A 20,289-nucleotide genomic window follows, 5' to 3' on the forward strand; every position below is an offset into this window, starting at 1 on the left:
ACCTGGGGACGGCGGCCGGGCTCAGCTGCCGCCCGTCACCTTCTTCTGCTTCATCATGACTTCGAGATAGCCGAGCATCACGGCCGACGCCACGAAGGCGAGATGGATGATCGTCAGCCACATCAGCTTGCTGTCGGTGTACTGGTTCGCGTTCAGGAACACCTGCAGCAGGTGGATCGAGGAGATGGCAACGATGGAGGAGGCGACCTTGATCTTCAGGCTGCCGGCATCCAGCTTGCCGAGAAAGGACACCTCGTCGTTGGCATCGTCGAACCGGCTGACGAAATTCTCGTAGCCCGAAATCATCACCATGACGATGAGACTGGCGACCAGGGCCGCGTCGATCAGGCTGAGCATGGCGAGGATCATCTGGAAGTCTTCATAGACGAAGACATTCTGGGCGACCTTCAGGAACTTGTAGCCGAAGGCCACGGCATAGACCGCCAGCGCGGCGACCAGCCCGAGGTAAAAGGCAACGAGGATCCAGCGGCTGGACAGGATGATCCTCTCGATCAGGGCTTCCAGGGATCTCATCGGCGCTCTCGCTCTCATGGCTGTCCCTCGCACATACCCCAGGCCCGCCCGGCGCGGCAAGGGCATTGCACGGGTGGCAGCGCGATGCGCCTGACCCCGCGGATGCCTCGGCGAGGACAGGCGGGTGCAGGGCGCGTTTGCAGCCGCACTGTCCTCGCTCCGGCACAAGGGCTCCGAGGCAACCCTTGAAACCATCGGGCGGGTCGCGCCGACGCCGGACGTCACCGCTTGCCCCGGACACGGAAAGCGACCCCGGGGCCGGCTTCGCTCATTGCGCGTCGACGAGGTCTCTTCCCCCTGCAATCAGCTCCAGCCCGGCGCGATCGCGCAGGCAGATGTGGCTCGGCCCCTCGAAACTGACGAGGCCCTCGCGGCGGAAGCGGTTCAGGTACCGGCTGACCGTCTCGAGCGTCAGGCCGAGCCAGTCCGCCAGGTCGGTCCGGGTCAGGTGCAACTGGAACCGGCTGCTGGCCTCCCCGGCGAACTGTCCGGCCAGGTCGATCAGGGCCGACGCAATCCGCTCGCCGGCGGTCTTGCGGCCGAGGAGTGTCGCGTGGGCCTGCGCCCGGCGCAGCATCAGCCGCACTGCCTGGTTGATCTCGGCATCAAGCGACCGGCGAACGGCTGTCACCAGCTCAACCTCGGTCTCGCAGAGCGCCTCGGCCCCGCACTGATGCAGATCGGAAATGCCGCGGCCGAACAGGCGGTCCGGCCCGAGAATGTCGACGATCTGCCGCCGGCCGTCGGGCAGCAGCTGGAACAGCGCGATGCACCCGGTGCGGATGCGGAAGGTCTCGCTCCGGTCGATGCCCGGAAGAAACAGGCGGGTGCGGGGCGGGATCGTCGCGATCCGGCTTTCGGTCTGGTTGCACGTGCGGAGCAGGCCGTCGATCGGTACGACGGCGGTCCCACTGAAGGGTTTCGAGGCTGCAAGCATGGGGATCATCCGGCTGGGTCAGCACGGCAGCAGGCTGCGCGCGCAGACGCTGGACCACGGAAACCGGTCGGAACCGGTCACGGCTCAGGCGGAATGAGGATGGGGCGGAGCGCGTGGGGGCGCGTCGTCGGCCAGGCGTTCGGCAACCGCGGGGCGGCCGATGGCCGGCCACAGGGGCGCTGGCGCAAGATCGAGGCGCCGGCCTTCCAGATCGAGCGGGTCCGGCACGACGGCGGCGTCGCCGATGCGGCAGGCCGCACATTCGGACACCGCGACGTGTTTGGTCTTGGTCGTGCCGTCTTCGGTGACCGTCAGGCACAGGACGGGCAGGGTTCCGTCCGGCAGGATGTACTGCGCCAGCTCGGACTGGGGGATGCCCCGCGCGACGCTCGCTGGCGGATGATGCACGAAGCTGAGGGCAAAGACCGCCATTGCGCACAGAATGCGCAAGCATGCAGCCATGGCTGTCAGCGGTCGCGTCATCACGAAAAAGCCCCTTCCGATTCACAATAACCGAGCCTGAAGGGGATTTCCATGCGACGCTTTGGCGTTGCGAACCGGTCCCGCGTCAGTCCGTCAGCGCGGCCAGGCCCTTCGACATGCGCGACAGACCAGGCACCAGCGGGAACAGTGCTGCCTGCACCGAATGATAGATGTCCGGCTTGCCCTTGAACTGGGTCATCGCCAGGCTGTCGTCGGCCGCCAGCTCGGGGAACCAGCCGCCGCGCGCGTGGTCGATCAGATGTGTCTCGGCAAAGCGCCACAGCCGGGCGTACCAGACGTGATCGGACGGCTGCGGATCGAGCTTCATCAGCGTGGCAATGGCCCCGATCGCCTCGGTCACCGGCCACCAGTAGCGGTTCGGATTGTCGACCGAGCCGTCGAACTTCAGCGTATAGGCAAAGCCGCCGCGCGCCTCGTTCCAGGCGTCCGCCAGCGCCTGCTCGATCAGGCGCCTTGCGCTGGCAGCCATGCCGCCGGCCGGACGACCCGCCAGATCCCAGTACTGCAGCAGCAGCCGTCCGAGCTCGAAGGAGTGGCCCGGTGTCGTGCCGGCCGGGCGGAACATCGGATTGCCGGCATAGGCCGCATCAACGCTCCAGTCGGCCTTGTAATGTTCCGGCAGCCGCCAGCCATGGGCCGGCGCGATGCGACCGACGAAGAAGTCGAGGATCCGGCCGGCGCGGGTCAGGAACAGCTGGTCCCCCGTCGCCTCGAAGGCCGTCAGCATCGCCTCGATGCCATGCATGTTGGCGTTCATGCCGCGATAGGTCGAAAACGGCGTCCAGTCGCGGTTGTATTCATCGCAGAGAAGACCGTTGTCCTCTTCCCAGAAATGACGGTCGATGATCGCCATGACGTCATCGATCAGCCGCCGCGCGTCGGGATGGCCCGCATCGAGGGCGCTGGCCCCTGCAAGCAGCACGAAGACGTGGCCATAGGCGAGTTTGCGCCCGTCGGCCACGCCCGTGTCGTCCAGCGCCCAGACATAGCCGCCATGGTCCGCGTCGCGATGATGCGACCAGAGATAGCTCATGCCCTGGTCAATGACGTCATCTGAGATGACCAGCCCGGCCTGCTTGCCGAGGGCATAGGAGTGGACCAGCCGTGTCGTGGTGTGGAGTTCCTGCGGCTCGTCGCGCAGCGGCCGGCCTTCGTAGTCCAGCGTCCAGAACCCGCCCCCGGCCCGGAGGCTGGCGTTGAAGAAGGCGAACTGCCGGGCAGCCTCCCGGCGCAGGAAGGCGCGGTGGACCGGATCGGTCAGCCAGTCGGTCTCGCGGGCGGGGCTGGCGAGGGGAATGCGGTCGGTCATGCTGTCATCACTCCGGGCCGGGCGTGCGGCCATCTCAAGGCAGGGATTGCAGGGGGGGGGCTATGCGGTCCGGACGGCCGGGGCGGGCACGTCGACCGGGTCGGGCGGAACCTGAAGGAACTGCAGGGCCTCCGCCGGTTCGCCGGCAATGCGGCGCAGGATGAAATGGCCCATGTGCTCGCCCGCCTCCGTCAGATCCTCGTAGATGCTGGCAACGCGGGGGCGGACGTGGCTGAAGAGGGTCGAGGTCTGCTTGACCACGATGTGGAAGTCCCGGCCGGGCTCCAGTCCCCGGTCGACCGCCGCCGCGATCGCGGCCAGTGCCGAGACCTCGCCGGCACAGACCAGGCCGTCGGGTGCGCCGGGCAGCCCGAGCCGCGCCCGCAGCCGGGCCTCGATCAGCTCCCCCGGCGTGTCCAGCGTGATGTCGGTCAGGATCTCGTGCGTGACGCCATGCTCCCGCACGGCCGACATGAACCCGTGCAGCTGATGGTTCGCGAAGGTGAAGCGGCGGGGCGGCAACAGGATCGCCGGCCGCTCGCTGCCGGCGGCGATCAGGCGCTGCGTCGCCTGGCGGGCAAAGGTGTAGTTGTCATAATCGACGAAGGGATGCGGCGTCGCCAGTTCCGAGCGGCCATGGCTGACGAAGGGAAAGCCGCGCTCGAGCAGGAAGCGGATCCGCGCATCGTCAGGTTCCGTGCGTGAAAAGATGACACCGTCCGCGAGATGGTTGCGCACGATGCGGCTGACCTGTTCCAGCGGCTCGCTGTCGGCGAAATCCGGCATCACGACGAGATGATAGGGCGTTCCGCGCAGGGCCACCGTGATGCCGCGGATGATCGAGGTTCCGAAGCCGAGGATCTCGTCATGCGGGTTGAGGATGAGGCTGATGACGTTGGTCTTGCCCGTGCGCAGGCGCTGCGCCGCGCGGTCCGGCGCATAGCCGACCTCGTCCGCGAGCTTGCGCACCCTGTCCCGGGTTTCCTGCGCGATGTGAGGGTCGTCCGCCAGCGCGCGCGAGACCGTCGTGACCGCCAGACCGGACATCTGGGCAATGGTTCTGAGCGTCGGTCGCTGGCTGGCCTGCCGCTTGTTCATCTGGGGTCCACTTCCTGCCTTCCCGGCATCCGCGCAGCATGCAATGAAACGTTTCAATTTCCAAGACGGCGGAGCATTATTTTTAGGAATCTCATTTTCCTGAAATAAATCAATATCATGTTGTTTTTAATCATGAAAATGGAAGCGCGACATGCCTCTTGACAGACCCCCGATTTGTAACGTTACAAATATGCCCACCGGATACGCCGGACTTTGGGAGGAAATAGACATGTTGAAGAAACTGGCCGCTGGCGTCGCGCTCATGGCGCTTGTCGCCGGATCCGCGCACGCTGCCGAGGAAGTCGAGGTCCTGCACTGGTGGACCGCCGGCGGCGAAGCTGCGGCCCTGAACGTTCTCAAGGACAACCTGGCTGGCCAGGGCGTGGGCTGGAAGGACATGCCGGTTGCCGGCGGGTCCGGCGTCCAGGCCATGACCGCGCTGCGCGCCCGCGTCACCGCCGGCGATGCGCCGACCGCCGTGCAGATGCTCGGCTTCGACATCAAGGACTGGTCCGCCATGGGGGTCCTCGGCGACCTCAACGAGCTGGCCCAGAAGGAAAACTGGGACATGGTCGTCCCGGCGGCCCTGCAGGAATTCTCCAAGCATGACGGCAAGTGGATCGCCGCGCCGGTGAACGTCCACTCGACCAACTGGCTCTGGATCAACAAGGCCGCCTTCGACAAGGCCGGTGGCAAGGCCCCCGAGACCTTCGACGACCTGCTGAAGATGCTGGACGCCTTCAAGGCGCAGGGCATCGTGCCGCTGGCGCATGGTGGTCAGCCCTGGCAGGACGGCACGCTGTGGGAGGCGGTCGTGCTCTCGCTCGGCGGCATGGAGTTCTACCAGAAGGCCGTCATCGAAGCCGACCCGGCAGCGCTCGGCGGCGACAAGATGAAGGAAGTCTTCGAGGCGATGAGCAAGCTGCGCGCCTACTTCGACCCGAACTTCTCCGGCCGTGACTGGAACCTGTCGTCGGCCATGGTCATCGAAGGCAAGGCCGGCGCCCAGCAGATGGGCGACTGGGCCAAGGGCGAGTTCCTGCGCGCCGGCCAGAAGCCGGGCACCGACTTCGTCTGCATCCGCTTCCCCGGCACCCAGGGGTCGGTGCTGTTCAACTCCGACCAGTTCGTGATGTTCGACATCGGCGAGGGCGAGGAACGCAGCGCACAGCTCAAGATGGCGGCCGCCGTCATGGATCCGGCCTTCCAGTCGTCCTTCAACGTGGTGAAGGGCTCCGTGCCGGCCCGCGTTGACGTGGCCGACACCGCCTTCGACGACTGCGGCAAGAAGGGCATGCAGGATCTGGCCGATGCCAGCAAGACCGGCAACCTGGCAGGGTCGCTGGCCCATGGCCATGCCCAGCCGTCCGCGGTGAAGAGCGCGATCTTCGACGTGGTCACCCAGCACCTCAACGGCCAGATCACCACGGATGAAGCCGTGAAGCGTCTGCCGGAAGCCGTGGCTGCGGCCCAGTAAGCGAGACGATGGCACGGCAGCGGATCACCGCTGCCGATCGGGAGGCGTGACCGGCAGCTTGCGCGTGCCGGCACGCCTTTCGCCACATTCAGGCAGGAACAGAACTCATGAACGGCACATCAAGCGCAATGGCGGCCCGGCCGCCCGTGCACCGTGGTCTGGCCGACCGGCTCCGTGACGGGCTGCCGCGCCTCGTCCTCGCTCCCTCCTTCGCGCTCATCCTGGTCTTCGTCTACGGGTTCATCATCTGGACGCTGACCCTGTCCTTCACCACGTCAAGGATCCTGCCGGTCTATAGCTTTGCCGGCTTTGACGCCTACATCCGCCTCTGGTCGCAGCCGAACTGGCACATGGCCCTGGGCAACCTGGCGATCTTCGGCATCCTCTACATGTCGGCCTGCATCGCGATCGGCCTGCTGCTGGCGATCCTGCTCGACCAGCGGATCCGCGGCGAAGGCGTGCTCCGGCCGATCTTCCTCTATCCCATGGCCCTGTCCTTCGTGGTGACCGGCACGGCCTGGAAATGGTTCCTGAACCCGGGCCTCGGGCTTGAGAACACGATGCGCAATCTCGGCTGGGAAAGCTTCACCTTCGACTGGCTGGTGAACAAGGACATGGCGATCTACACGATCGTCATCGCCGGTGTCTGGCAGGCCTCCGGCTTCGTCATGGCCATGTTCCTCGCCGGACTGCGCGGCATCGACAGCGAGATCATCAAGGCCGCCCAGATCGACGGCGCCAGCACCGTGTCGATCTACCGTCGCATCATCCTGCCGCTGCTGCGGCCGGTGTTCCTGTCGGCGCTGATCGTGCTCGCCCACATGGCGATCAAGTCCTACGACCTGGTCATCGCCCTGACGGGTGGCGGGCCCGGCAATGCGACCGAGCTGCCCTCGACCTTCATGTATTCCTACACCTTCACCCGGAACCAGATGGCGGTCGGCTCTGCCAGCGCGGTGATGATGCTGATGGGCATCGCCGCGATCATCGTGCCCTATCTCTATTCCGAACTCAGGGAGAAAGACCGTTGAGCGCGCCCGCCGATTCCGTTTCCCCCGGATCCGCCCGCGCGGCCCGGTACTTCATCTACGGCGCGCTGCTGGTCTTCGCGCTCATTTACCTGACGCCGCTCTACGTGATGTTGACCACGTCGCTGAAGACGCTGGACGAGATCCGCACGGGCGACATGATGGCCCTGCCCGCCTCGCCCAGTCTCGATGCCTGGGTCCGCGCCTGGGGCGAGGCCTGCATCGGCGTGACCTGCACCGGCATCAAGGGCTACTTCTGGAACTCGCTGAAGATGGTCGTTCCGGCCGTGGTGATTTCCACGCTGCTCGGGGCGCTGAACGGCTATGTCCTGACGAAGTGGCGCTTTCCGGGGCACAAGATCGTCTTCGGGATGATGCTGTTCGCCTGCTTCATTCCCTTCCAGGCGGTGCTGATCCCGATGGCGCGGGTGCTTGGTATCCTGGGCCTGTCGAATTCCACGGCAGGGCTGGTGATGGTTCACGTCATCTATGGCCTCGGCTTCACCACGCTGTTCTTCCGCAACTACTACGAGGCCTTCCCGGACGAGCTGATCAAGTCCGCGATGATCGACGGGGCCGGCTTCTTCCGCATCTTCTGGCGGATCCTGCTGCCGTCGTCCGGCCCGATCATCGTCGTCACGGTGATCTACCAGTTCACCAACATCTGGAACGACTTCCTGTTCGGCGTGTCCTTCGCCTCCGGAGAGTCCGCCCCGATGACGGTGGCGCTGAACAACCTCGTCTCGTCCTCGACGGGCGTCAAGGAATACAACGTCGACATGGCTGCCGCCGTCATCGCGGCCCTGCCGACGCTCTTCGTCTACATCGTCGCCGGCCGCTATTTCGTGCGCGGTCTCATGGCGGGCGCCGTGAAGGGATAAGACATGGCTTTTCTTGAAATCCGCAATCTGGTGCGCAAGGCCGGCGCCGTCGAAATCCTCAAGGGGATCAACATCGAGCTGGAAAAGGGCGGCTTTCTCGTGCTGGTCGGCCCGTCCGGCTGCGGCAAGTCGACCCTGCTCAACGCCATCGCCGGCCTGCAGCAGCCGACCTCGGGCGAGATCATCATCAACGGCCAGGTGGTCAACGACCTGCATCCGGCCAAGCGCGACATCGCGATGGTGTTCCAGTCCTACGCGCTCTATCCCAACATGACCGTCGAGGAGAACATCGGCTTCGCCCTCGAAATGCGCGGCATGCCCAAGGCCGAGCGGGCGGAGGCCATCCGCGGTGTCGCCAAGACGCTGCAGATCGAACATCTGCTCACCCGCCGGCCGGCGCAGCTGTCCGGCGGCCAGCGCCAGCGCGTGGCCATGGGCCGTGCTCTGGTGCGCAAGCCGCAGGTGTTCCTGTTCGACGAGCCGCTGTCCAACCTGGATGCCAAGCTGCGCGTCGAGGTGCGGGCGGAGATCAAGCGCCTGCACCAGACGACCCACGCCACGATCGTCTATGTCACCCACGACCAGATCGAGGCCATGACGCTGGCGACCAAGATCGTCGTCATGAAGGAAGGCATCATCCAGCAGGTCGGCTCGCCGTCCGACATCTACAACCGGCCGGCCAACACCTTTGTGGCCGATTTCATGGGCTCGCCGGCGATGAACATGCTGCCCGGCCGCATCGATGGCGGCATGGTGCATCTGACCGGTGGCACGCGCCTGCCGCTGCCGGGCACCGTGTCGGCCGCCCCGGCCCAGGGCACCGAAGTGCTGCTCGGCATCCGGCCGGAGGCGGTCACCGACCGCAGTCTTGCCGACCCGTCAGCCAAGCATCTGATTGATATCGAAGCACCTGTTGAGCTGACGGAACCGACCGGGTCCGACATGTTCCTGATCCTGCGCCACGGCGGCGAGGCCCTGACCGCACGCGTCAGGGCCGAGGTTGCGGTGGAGGCCGGGCAGACGATGTCCGTCGCCCTCAACCTCGACAAGGCGGTGCTGTTCGAGAAGGCAACAGGTCAGCGGATCGCCTGACCGGCTCAACCTGACTACGGAACACGGGGCGGTACCGGCGGGTGCCGCCCTTTTCATTTGGTCCAGAGTGTCCGACGACCGTCCGTTCGTCCTCCGGTATTTTTTGGGGAACCAATCCGAGATCCGGGCGTTTTCCAGATGTCAAAAAGATCAGACCTCGCGTTTCCCCGCGAACATTCGATCGACAACTGAATTCGACACTGACATGGAGAACGCTCATGCTTCGCGCAATGCTTGCGACGACGGCCGTGACGGCTGTACTCTTTACAAGCTCTGCTTACGCACAGACCGAAACGACATCGAACAGTGAGGCGCGTTCGGCCGGCTCGCCGATCTTTACCCTTACCTCCCCCGCTGCCGGCAATGCCAGCATGACGTCTGGCCAGGCAATCGCCGGACAGATCCTGGCGAGCAGCCTGATCGGCAAACAGGTGTTTGCAGACCCGAACAACAAGGCCGACACCATCGGCACTGTGAACGATCTGGTGATGAGCCGCGACGGCACCGCCGAGGCACTGATCATCGGCGTGGGCGGGGTTCTGGGCATGGGCGAGAAGGACGTGGCCGTGTCCTTCGACCAGGTTCGCTGGATGGAACAGGGGGGTACGAGCTGGCTGGTCGTTCCCCTGACCAGGGCCCAGCTGGAGGCGGCCCCGTCCTTTGACCGCTCTGTGCTGACAGGGCCGAGCGCGACGGAAAAGCTGATGCAGTCCATCGGCATGGGTGAGGCGACGCCGCAGCCGAAGACAGCGGTCGGCGTGACCACCAGCGGCGAGACGGGACCGGTTTCCGGCAGTGACAGGATGCTGGTGGATCGCACCACGATCGGCACCGGCGAGCTTGTCGGTTCGCAGGTGAACGGCGCCGCCCAGGCACCGCTCGGCAACGTCAGCGACGTGCTGATGTCCGCGGACGGCCTCGTCGAGGCCTATGTCGTTGATGTTGGCGGCGTTCTTGGCATCGGGGCAAAGCCGGTCGCCCTCGCCGCCGACACCCTGGCGATCTATCGCCTCGCCGACGGGACGCTGAAGATCGACACGCCCTTCACCGCCGACAGCCTCAAGGACCGGCCGACCTATACCGCCGAGGCCTACAAGGCCGATCCGGCCAGCGTTCTGGTCCGCTGATCGCCCTCTCACCCGCAACCGGGCCGGGCCAACGGTCCGGCCCCGGCATCGGCCCCCTGACCGGCAAAGGCACCGGCAAAGGCACCGGCACCACCACGATTCTCGAGGAGATTTCCATGCCATCTTCCGTCAAGACCGCTGCAGACGACAGCACCAGCCCCCGCAGTCCAGACATCGAGGACAAGATCGCCCGGATCCGCAGCGACATTGCCGACCTGGGCAAGGCCATCGCCGGTTATGGTGCGGACAAGGCCGATGACCTGAAAGGCGCGAGCGAAGACGCCCTGACCCAGCTCACCGGCGATCTCGCGTCCCTCGAACGTGAGCTTCGCGCGCAGGTGCGACGGCATCCGCTGCGGACTGTTGCGCTTGCCGCCGGGGCCGGTGCGCTGGTCGCCCTGCTCGCGCGGCGCTGATCATGGGGACGGCCGCCTCGATTGCCCTTGCATCGGTTGCCGAGGCGCGGGCATGGCTTGCGGAGGCGCGGCGGAGCGCGATCCTGATCGCGGCGGCCGCGCTGTTCGGCCTGAGCGCCTGGGTGATGGTCATGACCGCCGCCGTGCTGGGTCTGATCCGGGTGACGGGCGATCCGCTGGCGGCCCTCGGGGTTGCGGCGCTGGCCCTTGGGCTCTGTGCGGCTCTTGGCGTTGCGGCCGTCGCGCGCCAGCGCCGGAGGGCGCGAAAAGCCCGGCAGGCGCGTCAGGCACGCTGGGCCGTCGCCCTCACGGCCGCCTTGACGCTGGGGCCCTCTGGAGGGAGAGGGGCGCTCCTGACAGCCGCCCTGGTTGCCGTCGGGATCGGGCTGGCGCTCCGGCGCAGCACGCGGGGGCGCGCCGCCGGTCAGGAACCGAAGGACTGAGCATCCGGGCGGACTGCGTGTCCGGGACCCGGCCGGAACGGGTCGTGGTGCCTGGGGCGGGCCGGCAAGGGGCGAAGCGGAATACGTGATCCGGCCTGATGCAGGTCTGTCAGCGCCCCGGCCCGTTCCCGTCGCGCCCCGGGCCAACCGTCCATCCGGGGGGTGGGTGCGGCTTGTGCGGCCTCGGCGGTCACTGTGGCCGCAGGACCTTCAACGCGGCCGGCAGGATCCGGATCTGCGACTGGCTGCGCAGGCGAACCAGCTCGCCGTCGATCAGCCCCTTTCGCCGCCGGATGAACCGCGTGAGTTTGACGGTGACCTCCCGCGCCGGCTCGAACATCAGGTCCGGATTGCTCCGCCAGGCCCCCCGCGCGAGATCGGCAGCGAGCCGCGCCCCGGCGAGGGGCGAAAGCCGGCCGGCAGTATAGACCCCGAGCAGGCCGTCATCGAGCCGGCCGGCGTAGGGCATATGGCCGTCGCCATAGACATTGTTCGACACCACGACAAAGCTGTAGCGGCCGCGCCGTCGCTGACCATCGACCAGGAGAACCGCCCGAAAGGACTTCCGGCGAAAGATGGCCCGCAGATAGGCCCGGATGCTGGCGAGGATCTTGGCCAGACGCGAGGGATGGCGCATGCGGTCCCGGTCATGCACGACATCCGCCTGCAGGCCGATCGAGACCTGGTGCACGAAAGGCCGGTCGCCGATGAGCCCGAGGTCGCTGCGCGCGACCGGCGCATGGGCGAGCGCCACGACCGCCCCCTCCAGGACCAGCGGCACGCCGAGGGAGCGGGCAAAAAGGTTCATCGTGCCGGCCGGCAGGACACCGAGGATCTTGTCGGCGCGCCAGGCCATCTCGGCAGCCGCCGAGATCGTTCCGTCACCGCCGCCGGCGATGACGACCTCGACCGACGGATCGGCGGCAAGTGCGGCGAGGGCCTCGTTCATTTCGGCAGAGCGCAGGACACGGACGTTGATGTCATGGCCAGCAGCCCGGAACGTCGTCTCGATATGCTGCGACAGGCTCCCGAGATCGGTTGTCTTGAGCGTTCCGCCATCCCGGTTCAAAAGAGCTACACAGCGCATCGCAACGGTCTCCGGCGCGGCCGGAGCGAGGCGTCCGGTGCGCATGCAGGCGACACTTAGGCGCAGGATACGGGCAGAACAAGGGCCGAACGCCCCGCGGCGCGGCCCGGCGCGTTGCCTGCCGCGGCGTTTGCCGGGATGCGCGCCCCGGGGCATGACCATGTGCGTGACCATGTGCTTGCGGATGTCCCTGCCCTGGCACCTGCCCGGAGGGCCGCGCCGGCCCTGGCCCCGGCCGGCCGTCTTCCCCGGCACGCGGATCCTTGCCTGGCATCCAGGGCCGGCGCGTTGAAGCTGTCAGGCCTGCTTGCCGCATGGGCGCCCGCAGACCTGCCGGCAAGGACCGCAGGTAGCCCCATGACATGCAGGATGTAACGGGCCGCATGTGATGGGCCACCCACGACAGGCCGCCCATGACGAGCCCCCCATAACAAGCACCATGACAAGCGCCGCGCCAGTCGTCAGGGCAGACCTTCTTGCAGAGCTTCCGGCTTGTCTCCTTGACACGCACCTCGAAAGGCACGCCCCCGAAGGTCCGGGCATGGCCGGCTGGAGATGCCCTCTGGCCTGACGCGCGGGTCCGGACCTTGCGGGCTGCGGGACCTCGATGGCCTCTCAAGGCGCAGGAGGACAGGTGACGTCGGACACTTGCAAGACCCCGTTGCGCCAGTGCAGCCTGACAGGATCATCGGAACGGAGGCAGGACGCATGGCGAAGGGGTACTGGATCGGGCGTGTGGACGTCACGGACGCCGAGGCCTATCGGGCGTATGTTGCCGCGAATGCGGAGGCCTTCCGTCAGTTCGGCGGGCGTTTCCTTGTCCGGGGTGGCCCCTTCGAGACCGTCGAGGGCACCGCACGCAGCCGCAATGTCGTCATCGAGTTTCCAAGCCATGCCGCAGCGCTCGCCTGTTACCACTCCGAGGTCTACCAGGCGGCCAAGGCCCTGCGCGACAAGGCGGGCCATGCCGACATCATCGTGATCGAAGGCTATGACGGGCCGCAACCTGGCGATGACTGAGGCACACAATCAGCCGGACCGATCAGGCGAACCATCCGGCGGCAACAGACAGGGACACGGATGGGCGGCCCGGATCGGGGAGCCGGATCGGCCTGCTGGTCTGGCGCGAGGACCAGAGCACTGTCCGGCTGACGGGCAGGAGACTGCGGTCGCCTGCCCGGCCCGACCCGCAGCGCAGGCAGACGACGGGTTTTCCGACCCTTGCCCCTGTCCTTCAGATGCCGACCATCCGGCACGGTCGAGACCGCGTCTTGCCTCACCCGCCGAGGATGCGGGGCGTCGGAGTTCACCGCCAGGGGCAACGGGTCCGGCTGCGACGGACCTGCGGCCGCCGGCACCCCGCAGGGCGCAAAGGCCGCTTCCCGCCAGGGCGTTGCAGCCGTTGTGTCCGGTCAGATGGCTGTTGGCGTGTCAGCTGGCGTAGCGGCTGGCGTCGGCACCGTAATAGTTGACGTATCGCTCGTTGAGTGCCGAGACAGGCAGGACGATGAGAATGTCGGTCGTCCCGAACTGATGGTCGATCACCGCACCGTCGCCGATGTAGGCTCCGAGCCGGAGGTACCCCTTGACGAGCGGCGGCAGGTCGCGCAGCGCTGCCTTTTCATTCAGCGCATCCTTTGCCAGCCGGTTCATCTCGACATGGCGCTCGGGCAAGGCGCGCACGCGCCAGGCTTCCGGGGCCCGGGCATGGTGGTGCAGGAAGGACAGCTGGGTGGCGATGCGGTCAGGATCGGTGCCTTCGATCGAGGCGCAACCGATCATCACGTCGATCCGGTGCATCAGGACATAGGACCAGATGCCGTGCCAGAGCAGTTCGACGGTGCGCTTGTTCCGGTAAGGCTTCAGCACGCAGGAGCGACCCAGCTCCAGGAAGTTCAGCCCCGGATTGGCATCGATCAGCGGCTGGATGTCGTATTCCGCCGCCGTGTAGAAGCCACCGTGCCGATCGGCGACGGTCTGACGCAGCAGGCGGTAAGTGCCGACGATCTGCGGCTGCAGCCGGCCGATCTTGTTGCGCTTCAGCGAGGCATGGTCAATCACCAGCATGTGGTCGCAGATTGCATCGAAGGCATCGACATCGCGTTTGGACGCCAGCGTCTGCGCATCGGCAATCGCCGACATTTCCTCGTAGAAGACATGATAGCGCAGCTTCTGTGCGGCCTTGATCTCCTTGGCGGAGCGGGCAAGGCGCACCTCGAGCGACCCGATGCGACCAAGGGAGGCCGGCGCATCCGCGAGACCGGACCGCAGGGGACGCGTCAGACCGGGAAACCAGCGGGACGCCATACCGGGCTCCCGCACGAAAGGGGTGAACTTCTCGACCAGCTTCCTTGGAGAAAAAATGCCCGACCGCACCATATGTGTTCGGTCTCCCTGCGTTCCTCGGTCGTTCCCACCGGTTCCTGACCACATGGCCGGCATCAGACCAGCCTGTGTCAGGTGATTGTTTGTTGGCTCACGTGCCGGGAGCCGGGGCCTGTACCGCCCGCCTGACGGGCACATAAGGCCCGACCCGGAGAGCTTAACGCAACCTTAAGCGCGCTGTAGACCACAGTTTTCCAACAGTAGCATGACATTGCCGGAGACTGGAGGTCCGGTTTCGTCCCGGTCCCAGCCACATGTTCATGGTCCTTATGTCGCCTCGCGAAGCGTCCGGTGCAAGAGGATCAGAAACGCAAATTTATCCGGCTCAGGACTTGTTCGACCGCAGCTTGGCTCAGAGGCTTGGTGAGATAGTCGAGCACACCCAGCTCGAGTGCCCGGTCCCGGGCCGCCGGCATGACGTCGGCAGACACGACGATCACCGGCACGGGGGTACGGCCTGTACTGCGTTCCTCCGTCCGGATCGCCTCGATGGCGGCAAACCCGTCCAGACCCGGCATGTGCAGGTCCATCAGGATGGCATCATAGGTGCTGTGGCTGGCAGCCGCGACGGCCTCGTGCCCGTTGGTGACCAGCTCCGCTTCATGGCCGAGCTTGCGCAGCAGCGCCTCTCCGAGCAGCCGGTTGATGTCATTGTCTTCCGCAAGCAACAGCCGCAGGGGGCGCGCTGGCGCGAGACGATGGCTGGGCCGGTCGGTGTTCCCCTGCTCGAGACCTGCCTTGCCTGCCGAGGCCGGGTTCGAGCTCCCCTGCCTGGCCGCCGGCCTCAGGCTCCCGCCCGCCTCCCAGAGACCCTGGCCTACACCGGCGTCGGTGTCGGACGGGGCGCGCAGCAGGCCGGTGAGGGTGCGTTCCAGCGACTGGCTTCGGACGGGCCGGATGAGATAGGCGGCGAATCCGGCCGCGCGAAGCCGCTCGAGACGCTCGCGCTCGGCCGGCGTGATGAAGACAACCGCCGGTGCCCGGCACCCGGCCGCCCGGGCGCCCGCAAGCCACGCAGCGCCATCACTCACCGACCCATGATCAAGACAGACGAGGTCCGCATCGGCGAGCGCCTCGGTCAGACGCGTTGCGCCAGGCTGCAGCCGGTCGACTGCGGCGCCGTGCGCTTCCAGCTGGCGGACAAGCGCTGCCGCTTCCACCGCGCCCGATGACACGACCGCTATGCGACGATGGCGGAGTTCCGGCCACAGGCGGGGCACGGCCGGCACTTCGGGGACCGGCAACCGCACGGTGAAGCGGGCACCGGCGCCCGGAGCGCCATGCGCAGCGATGCTGCCCTGCATCAACGTGACCAGTCTCTGCACGATCGCAAGACCGAGGCCGGTGCCACCATAGCGACGGGCCGGACCGTGGTCGACCTGCTCGAACTCGCCGAAGAGGCGCTCGGCGTCATCGGGAGCAAAGCCGATGCCCGTATCGGCGACATCGAGGACGAGTGTTCCGCCGGAGTGCGCCGGCTCGATGCCGATCTCGACGGCAACCCCTCCCGTCTCGGTGAACTTGACGCCGTTTCCGGCGAGGTTGAACAGGATCTGCCGCAGGCGGCTGGCGTCGACCGTGACCTCGGCGGGCACCTCGGGCGCGAGGGTCAGGACGATGTCCAGGCCCTTGGCCTGGGCTCGCGGGGCCAGAAGCTCGACCACCTGCTCGCACAGCGGGGCCAGCTGCGACGGGGCAGGATTGAGCGTCAGTCGCCCCGCTTCTGCCCGCGAGAAGTCGAGGAGTTCGTCGATGAGCAGCAGGAGCGTCTCGCCGGAGGTCTGCAGGGCATCGGCATAGGCAGTCTGCTCCGGCGTCAACCGCGTGTCGCGCAACAGGGCCGCCATGCCCAGAATGCCGTTGAGCGGGGTCCGGATCTCGTGGCTGACGGTTGCGAGAAACCGGGACTTGGCCTCGCTGGCGCTCTCGGCGCTGTGCCGCGCCGCCAGAAGATCCTCTTCCATCAGGCGCCGGTCGGTCACGTCACGCAACAGGGTCTGGATCTGCGGCTGGTCGGCCTTGCCGTCCCGGACAATGACGTCAAGCCGCGAGAACCAGCGCGGTCCCTGCCGCGTGAGCAGGCGGATGTCTCCGAACACCACATCGCCGACCGGAAGCTCGGCTCCCTCGGGCGCGGCAAGCGGCAGCTCCAGCGGTAGGCCCGGCCTCGGAACGACCGCCGGCTCGAACAGCGCCGAGGCAGCCGGACTGACGTACAGAACCGAGCCCGCCATGTCACGGCGAATGACGACATCGCCGAGGGCCTGCAGGATGCTGGCCTGCCGTTCCACGGCCTCACGCAGTTCCCAGGCTTCATCTTCCAGCCGCTCGACCTGGCGACGCAGACGCTCATGCTCGTCACCGGCCCCGGCTGCTCCCTCGGCTGCTGCTCCGCCGGGCGCCACTGCAGGCCCGGTCTCTGCGGATCGGTCCCGTCGAACATCGTCCCGCCGCAGCACATGGACGGCCAGTGCGCCCCCCAGAAAGGCGAGCGCAACCGCTGCAACGCGGTCAGGTGCGGTGCCGCCGACGAGAAGCAGGGCCGAAACAGGCAGGAGCGGCACCGCCAGCGCAAGGCCAGCGTCCCAAAGGGCAGAACCGGCGCGCCGTGATCCGGGCACGGTCGGCTCCGGTGACGGGCCCTGACCGGTGTCACCGGCTTTCGGGCAGGCGCGGCCGGTGCGTGGTCCCGGTTCGGCCGCTTGCCCATCCGCGACCGCGCCGCCGCCGGAGCTTCCAGCCCGAGACGGTCGGTCCGGACGGGATCCTGCGCCAGCGCCGGCATCTGCCTGATCCCGGGATTCGAGCGGCGATCCAGCGGAGGGCGAGGGCTCGTCGGGTTCATGCCGATCTGGGTTGCGCATGTCTGGCTGCCGGCTGTCGTTCAGCGGGCTGATCGCCGGGATCGCACCGGAATCGACCCGGCTCGCCTCAGACCCGGCGGCGGTCTTCCCGATGGCTCCGGACGACGCAGCAGCCCTGATGTCTGACCCGGATGTCCCCGCAGCCTGTGCGGCAGGCGGGCATTGCTCGAGCGCGTCGGCGTCCGGTTGCCGCTGCCAGTCCTGCTCGCCCCTGCCCGCCATCCCGCCTGCTCCTCGCCCCGGCCGCATGACCGGGTGTCCCGTTCGGTCCGGGTGCCGCACACCGGGTGCCATCCTGACCCGGACCACGTCTGATTCCCGAGGACACAAGAATGCTTGCCAAACCCTTTCCGAATTCCTTCGGCTCAGGATTGGTCGCCGCGGATCAGGATGCCGACCCCTTTCACCTGTCAAAGAACCGGGCGGATGGCCCGTTGGCGGACGGCCCGTCAGGCCGCCTGCCGCAACACGTCTTCGCCGCGCAGGCTGAGCGCCTCGGCCAGATGCAGGCGGGTGACGGATCCGAGGCCGTCAAGATCCGCCAGCGTGCGGCCGAGTTTCAGCACGCGGTGGTAGCCGCGGGCGCTCAGCGCGAGCGAGTTGGCCGCGTCGGTCAGAAAGCTTCGCCCTGCCGGATCCAGACGGCAGACCTCATCGACCAGGCCTGCCGGCAGCTGCGCATTCGTGCGGCTGCCAAGCCCCAGCGCCTCGTAGCGACGCCGCTGCACTTCCCGCGCCACGGCAACACGGGCCCCGACACTGGCCGAGCCTTCGGATGTGCCCGGCGCGAGAAGATCGGCCGCCGTCACGGCCGGCACCTCGATGCGCAGGTCGATCCGGTCAAGGAACGGGCCGGATATGCGGGACTGATACTCGGCCGCGCAGCGTGGTCCGCGCCGGCAGACATGCCCCGGCTCGCCCGCATGGCCACAGCGGCAAGGGTTCATCGCCGCAACCAGCTGGATCCGGGCGGGATAAGTCACCCGGTGATTGGCCCGGGCAATGACCGTCTCGCCGGTCTCGAGCGGCTGCCGCAGACTGTCCAGCACCTGCGGATGGAACTCCGGCAGCTCGTCGAGGAACAGGACACCGTGATGGGCCAGGGAGGCTTCTCCCGGCCTGGCGCGAAGTCCGCCGCCGACGAGCGCCGCCATGGAGGCAGAGTGATGCGGCGCGCGGAAGGGGCGACGGTCGGTGAGGCGGCCATCCCCCAGCTCGCCTGCGAGCGAGGCGATCATCGACACCTCCAGCAACTCCCGCGGGGCGAGCGGCGGCAGCAGGGAGGGCAGACGACTGGCCAGCATCGACTTGCCGGCTCCGGGCGGGCCCACCATCAGCAGGTTGTGGCCGCCGGCGGCCGCGATCTCCAGCGCGCGCTTGGCGCTTTCCTGTCCCTTCACGTCGGCAAGATCGGGCAGGTCAGTGGCGAGCCCGCGCAGCTTCGGTGCCGGGCGGGACAGCACCTGCGTGCCCTTGAAGTGATTGGCCAGCTGGATCAGGGAACGCGGGGCAAGGATGGCCATGTCCGCGTCGGCCCAGGCTGCTTCCGGGCCACAGTCCGCCGGGCAGATAAGCCCCTTGTCGAGCGCGTTGGCTCCGATCGCGGCCGGCAGGACACCGGCCACCGGAGCCAGGCGGCCGTCGAGCCCGAGTTCTCCCAGCACGACGTAATCCTGCAGCATGTCGCCCGGGATCGCGCCGATCGCGGCCATGATGCCGAGCGCGATCGGCAGGTCGTAGTGGGAGCCTTCCTTCGGCAGGTCGGCCGGCGCGAGATTGACCGTCACGCGCTTGGCCGGCAGCGCCAGTCCGGAGGCCAGGAGCGCAGCCCGCACGCGTTCCCGGCTCTCCCCGACCGCCTTGTCAGGCAGGCCGACGATGGTGAAGGCAACCGCCCCCGCCCCGACCATGACCTGGACATCGACCGGCAGCGCCTCGACGCCCTGAAAAGCCACTGTCGTTACGCGACTGACCATGCCAACCTCCCGAAAAAGTCGAGACTGACGATACGACAACCTTTCGGAGAGTCAAGAACGTAAAGAGAACATAAATTCGCTCGGCCCTCTTGCGGTTCCCGCCGATCCGGCGCAGCATGATGGTCGCCGGCCGTTGCGGAAGACAGCGCCGGACCATCGAAACCCGTGTCCCTCCTCGCGCCTGGCCTGTGCTGCAGCGTCACGGCCCGAACCATCGTGGCGACACGGGGGTGAACCCGCGTTGCGCCGGGAGCCGGTCCCGGGCCGACACGACGCGGTCAAACGGGGGAGCCTGCCATGTGTGATGCCTGTGTGATGTCTGCCGTGAAGTCGCGAATGCTGTCGCGCCGCGACATGTTCCGGCTCGCTGCTGGCGCAAGTGTTGCCGCTGCCGTAACGGCGACAAGCGGCGCAATTCCGGCCATGGCGGCGATTCCGACCAAGGTCAGCGACCTGACCCACGAGCTGAGCGAGAGCTTCCCGACATTCTTCGGTCAGCAGCAGTTCTTTGCGACCAAGCTCTTCGACTATGCGAAGGATAAGTTCAACCTTTACGAGTTGCGGGTGAACGAACATACCGGCACTCATGTGGATGCACCGCTACATTTTTCCGCAGATGGCCAGTCCGTGGCCGAGATCCCGGTCGGCAATCTGGTTGCGCCGCTTGCGGTCGTCGACATCCGGGCGCGGGCGGTGGAGAACCCTGACACCCAGCTGACCCCGGACGACCTGAAGGCCTGGATCGCGGCCCACGGCCCGATCCCGGAGGGAGCCTGCGTGGCGATGCTGTCAGGGTGGGACAAGCATGTTGCCAGCCCGAAGTTCCGCAATCCCGACGACAAGGGCGGGATGCATTTCCCGGGGTTTCATGTGGAGGCGGCGGCGATGCTCATCGAGGAGGCCAAGGTCGTCGGCATTGCGGTCGACACCCTGTCCCTCGACTTCGGCGCCTCGCCGGACTTCGCCACACATTACAAGTGGCTGCCGAGCAACCGGTGGGGCATCGAGTGCATCGCCAATCTGGAGCAGCTGCCGCCGACCGGCGCGACGCTCGTCGTCGGCGCGCCGAAACACAAGGGCGGAACGGGAGGACCGGCCCGGGTGCTGGCCCTGGTGTGACCGACACCGGAT

At 67.1% G+C, this 20,289-nt stretch carries 18 protein-coding genes; 9 read left to right on the forward strand and 9 right to left on the reverse strand.

From position 1 onward, the window contains the following. Nucleotides 1-21 precede the first annotated feature (21 nt). The 5 genes from GWI72_RS17410 to GWI72_RS17430 all read right to left on the reverse strand — a co-directional run bounded on the left by GWI72_RS17410 (nucleotide 22) and on the right by GWI72_RS17430 (nucleotide 4,382). Nucleotides 22-534: a TIGR00645 family protein gene (locus GWI72_RS17410; RefSeq protein WP_161677694.1), complete on the reverse strand. Its 513-nt coding sequence runs from the start codon at nucleotides 532-534 to the stop codon at nucleotides 22-24. Between the two features lie 268 nt (nucleotides 535-802). Beyond that, complete coding sequence (locus GWI72_RS17415) at nucleotides 803-1,471, reverse strand: helix-turn-helix domain-containing protein (protein WP_161677693.1); 669 nt, start codon at nucleotides 1,469-1,471, stop codon at nucleotides 803-805. Between the two features lie 84 nt (nucleotides 1,472-1,555). Then, nucleotides 1,556-1,903: a hypothetical protein gene (locus GWI72_RS17420; protein ID WP_161677692.1), complete on the reverse strand. Its 348-nt coding sequence runs from the start codon at nucleotides 1,901-1,903 to the stop codon at nucleotides 1,556-1,558. Nucleotides 1,904-2,039: 136 nt separating this feature from the next. Then, the gene (locus GWI72_RS17425) at nucleotides 2,040-3,284 is read right to left on the reverse strand and encodes an AGE family epimerase/isomerase (protein ID WP_161709486.1); all 1,245 of its coding nucleotides are present in this window, start codon (nucleotides 3,282-3,284) and stop codon (nucleotides 2,040-2,042) included. A 60-nt stretch (nucleotides 3,285-3,344) separates the two neighbouring features. Further along, nucleotides 3,345-4,382 carry a LacI family transcriptional regulator gene (locus GWI72_RS17430; protein ID WP_161709487.1) on the reverse strand — a complete coding sequence of 346 codons (1,038 nt, stop codon included), beginning with the start codon at nucleotides 4,380-4,382 and terminating at the stop codon, nucleotides 3,345-3,347. A 232-nt stretch (nucleotides 4,383-4,614) separates the two neighbouring features. On the opposite strand from GWI72_RS17430, the gene GWI72_RS17435 reads away from it, so the two are divergent. The 7 genes from GWI72_RS17435 to GWI72_RS17465 all read left to right on the forward strand — a co-directional run bounded on the left by GWI72_RS17435 (nucleotide 4,615) and on the right by GWI72_RS17465 (nucleotide 10,846). Next, entirely contained in the window at nucleotides 4,615-5,859 is a 1,245-nt protein-coding gene (locus GWI72_RS17435) for an ABC transporter substrate-binding protein (protein WP_390806971.1), read from the forward strand. 107 nt (nucleotides 5,860-5,966) lie between these two features. Then, nucleotides 5,967-6,890 (forward strand): carbohydrate ABC transporter permease, encoded by a 924-nt coding sequence (locus tag GWI72_RS17440; RefSeq protein WP_179956227.1) that lies wholly within the window; start codon nucleotides 5,967-5,969, stop codon nucleotides 6,888-6,890. After that, nucleotides 6,887-7,768: a carbohydrate ABC transporter permease gene (locus tag GWI72_RS17445; RefSeq protein WP_179956228.1), complete on the forward strand. Its 882-nt coding sequence runs from the start codon at nucleotides 6,887-6,889 to the stop codon at nucleotides 7,766-7,768. Before GWI72_RS17440 ends, GWI72_RS17445 begins: the two co-directional genes overlap by 4 nt. Before the next feature lie 3 nt (nucleotides 7,769-7,771). Continuing rightward, complete coding sequence (locus GWI72_RS17450) at nucleotides 7,772-8,860, forward strand: ABC transporter ATP-binding protein (protein ID WP_161709488.1); 1,089 nt, start codon at nucleotides 7,772-7,774, stop codon at nucleotides 8,858-8,860. A 371-nt stretch (nucleotides 8,861-9,231) separates the two neighbouring features. Then, the gene (locus tag GWI72_RS17455) at nucleotides 9,232-9,987 is read left to right on the forward strand and encodes a PRC-barrel domain-containing protein (protein WP_161709489.1); all 756 of its coding nucleotides are present in this window, start codon (nucleotides 9,232-9,234) and stop codon (nucleotides 9,985-9,987) included. A 116-nt stretch (nucleotides 9,988-10,103) separates the two neighbouring features. Continuing rightward, entirely contained in the window at nucleotides 10,104-10,403 is a 300-nt protein-coding gene (locus tag GWI72_RS17460) for a DUF883 domain-containing protein (RefSeq protein ID WP_161709490.1), read from the forward strand. Between the two features lie 2 nt (nucleotides 10,404-10,405). After that, the gene (locus GWI72_RS17465) at nucleotides 10,406-10,846 is read left to right on the forward strand and encodes a hypothetical protein (protein ID WP_161709491.1); all 441 of its coding nucleotides are present in this window, start codon (nucleotides 10,406-10,408) and stop codon (nucleotides 10,844-10,846) included. A gap of 190 nt (nucleotides 10,847-11,036) precedes the next feature. On the opposite strand, the gene GWI72_RS17470 is transcribed toward GWI72_RS17465, so the two are convergent. Next, nucleotides 11,037-11,978 (reverse strand): diacylglycerol/lipid kinase family protein, encoded by a 942-nt coding sequence (locus tag GWI72_RS17470; RefSeq protein WP_161709492.1) that lies wholly within the window; start codon nucleotides 11,976-11,978, stop codon nucleotides 11,037-11,039. A 663-nt stretch (nucleotides 11,979-12,641) separates the two neighbouring features. Here GWI72_RS17470 and GWI72_RS17475 point away from each other — a divergent pair. Next, nucleotides 12,642-12,953: a DUF1330 domain-containing protein gene (locus GWI72_RS17475; protein ID WP_161677683.1), complete on the forward strand. Its 312-nt coding sequence runs from the start codon at nucleotides 12,642-12,644 to the stop codon at nucleotides 12,951-12,953. 411 nt (nucleotides 12,954-13,364) lie between these two features. Here the strand turns inward: GWI72_RS17475 and GWI72_RS17480 are convergent, their stop codons facing one another. The 3 genes from GWI72_RS17480 to GWI72_RS17490 form a co-directional block, all read right to left on the reverse strand. Continuing rightward, nucleotides 13,365-14,240, reverse strand: a complete 876-nt coding sequence (locus GWI72_RS17480) for a GNAT family N-acetyltransferase (RefSeq protein WP_244314402.1) — start codon at nucleotides 14,238-14,240, stop codon at nucleotides 13,365-13,367. A gap of 380 nt (nucleotides 14,241-14,620) precedes the next feature. After that, complete coding sequence (locus tag GWI72_RS17485; protein WP_209000169.1) at nucleotides 14,621-16,939, reverse strand: ATP-binding protein; 2,319 nt, start codon at nucleotides 16,937-16,939, stop codon at nucleotides 14,621-14,623. A 692-nt stretch (nucleotides 16,940-17,631) separates the two neighbouring features. Next, complete coding sequence (locus tag GWI72_RS17490; protein ID WP_161709495.1) at nucleotides 17,632-19,158, reverse strand: YifB family Mg chelatase-like AAA ATPase; 1,527 nt, start codon at nucleotides 19,156-19,158, stop codon at nucleotides 17,632-17,634. A gap of 297 nt (nucleotides 19,159-19,455) precedes the next feature. Between GWI72_RS17490 and GWI72_RS17495 the strand changes: the two genes are divergently transcribed. Beyond that, nucleotides 19,456-20,277, forward strand: a complete 822-nt coding sequence (locus GWI72_RS17495) for a cyclase family protein (protein WP_161709496.1) — start codon at nucleotides 19,456-19,458, stop codon at nucleotides 20,275-20,277. Nucleotides 20,278-20,289 lie beyond the last annotated feature (12 nt).

Origin of the sequence: Pannonibacter sp. XCT-53, assembly GCF_009915765.1 — a bacterium.
In the GTDB taxonomy this organism is placed as follows: domain Bacteria; phylum Pseudomonadota; class Alphaproteobacteria; order Rhizobiales; family Stappiaceae; genus Pannonibacter; species Pannonibacter tanglangensis.

What these genes read in the sequence shown, in the direction of transcription:
- GWI72_RS17465 (WP_161709491.1), top strand. Translation starts at nt 10,406, where the DNA reads ATGGGGACGGCCGCCTCGATTGCCCTTGCATCGGTTGCCGAGGCGCGG.
- GWI72_RS17450 (WP_161709488.1), top strand. Translation starts at nt 7,772, where the DNA reads ATGGCTTTTCTTGAAATCCGCAATCTGGTGCGCAAGGCCGGCGCCGTC.
- GWI72_RS17425 (WP_161709486.1), bottom strand. Translation starts at nt 3,284, where the DNA reads ATGACCGACCGCATTCCCCTCGCCAGCCCCGCCCGCGAGACCGACTGG.
- GWI72_RS17455 (WP_161709489.1), top strand. Translation starts at nt 9,232, where the DNA reads ATGACGTCTGGCCAGGCAATCGCCGGACAGATCCTGGCGAGCAGCCTG.
- GWI72_RS17410 (WP_161677694.1), bottom strand. Translation starts at nt 534, where the DNA reads ATGAGATCCCTGGAAGCCCTGATCGAGAGGATCATCCTGTCCAGCCGC.
- GWI72_RS17475 (WP_161677683.1), top strand. Translation starts at nt 12,642, where the DNA reads ATGGCGAAGGGGTACTGGATCGGGCGTGTGGACGTCACGGACGCCGAG.
- GWI72_RS17415 (WP_161677693.1), bottom strand. Translation starts at nt 1,471, where the DNA reads ATGCTTGCAGCCTCGAAACCCTTCAGTGGGACCGCCGTCGTACCGATC.
- GWI72_RS17460 (WP_161709490.1), top strand. Translation starts at nt 10,104, where the DNA reads ATGCCATCTTCCGTCAAGACCGCTGCAGACGACAGCACCAGCCCCCGC.
- GWI72_RS17440 (WP_179956227.1), top strand. Translation starts at nt 5,967, where the DNA reads ATGAACGGCACATCAAGCGCAATGGCGGCCCGGCCGCCCGTGCACCGT.
- GWI72_RS17495 (WP_161709496.1), top strand. Translation starts at nt 19,456, where the DNA reads ATGTGTGATGCCTGTGTGATGTCTGCCGTGAAGTCGCGAATGCTGTCG.
- GWI72_RS17430 (WP_161709487.1), bottom strand. Translation starts at nt 4,382, where the DNA reads ATGAACAAGCGGCAGGCCAGCCAGCGACCGACGCTCAGAACCATTGCC.
- GWI72_RS17420 (WP_161677692.1), bottom strand. Translation starts at nt 1,903, where the DNA reads ATGGCGGTCTTTGCCCTCAGCTTCGTGCATCATCCGCCAGCGAGCGTC.
- GWI72_RS17470 (WP_161709492.1), bottom strand. Translation starts at nt 11,978, where the DNA reads ATGCGCACCGGACGCCTCGCTCCGGCCGCGCCGGAGACCGTTGCGATG.
- GWI72_RS17490 (WP_161709495.1), bottom strand. Translation starts at nt 19,158, where the DNA reads ATGGTCAGTCGCGTAACGACAGTGGCTTTTCAGGGCGTCGAGGCGCTG.
- GWI72_RS17480 (WP_244314402.1), bottom strand. Translation starts at nt 14,240, where the DNA reads ATGGCGTCCCGCTGGTTTCCCGGTCTGACGCGTCCCCTGCGGTCCGGT.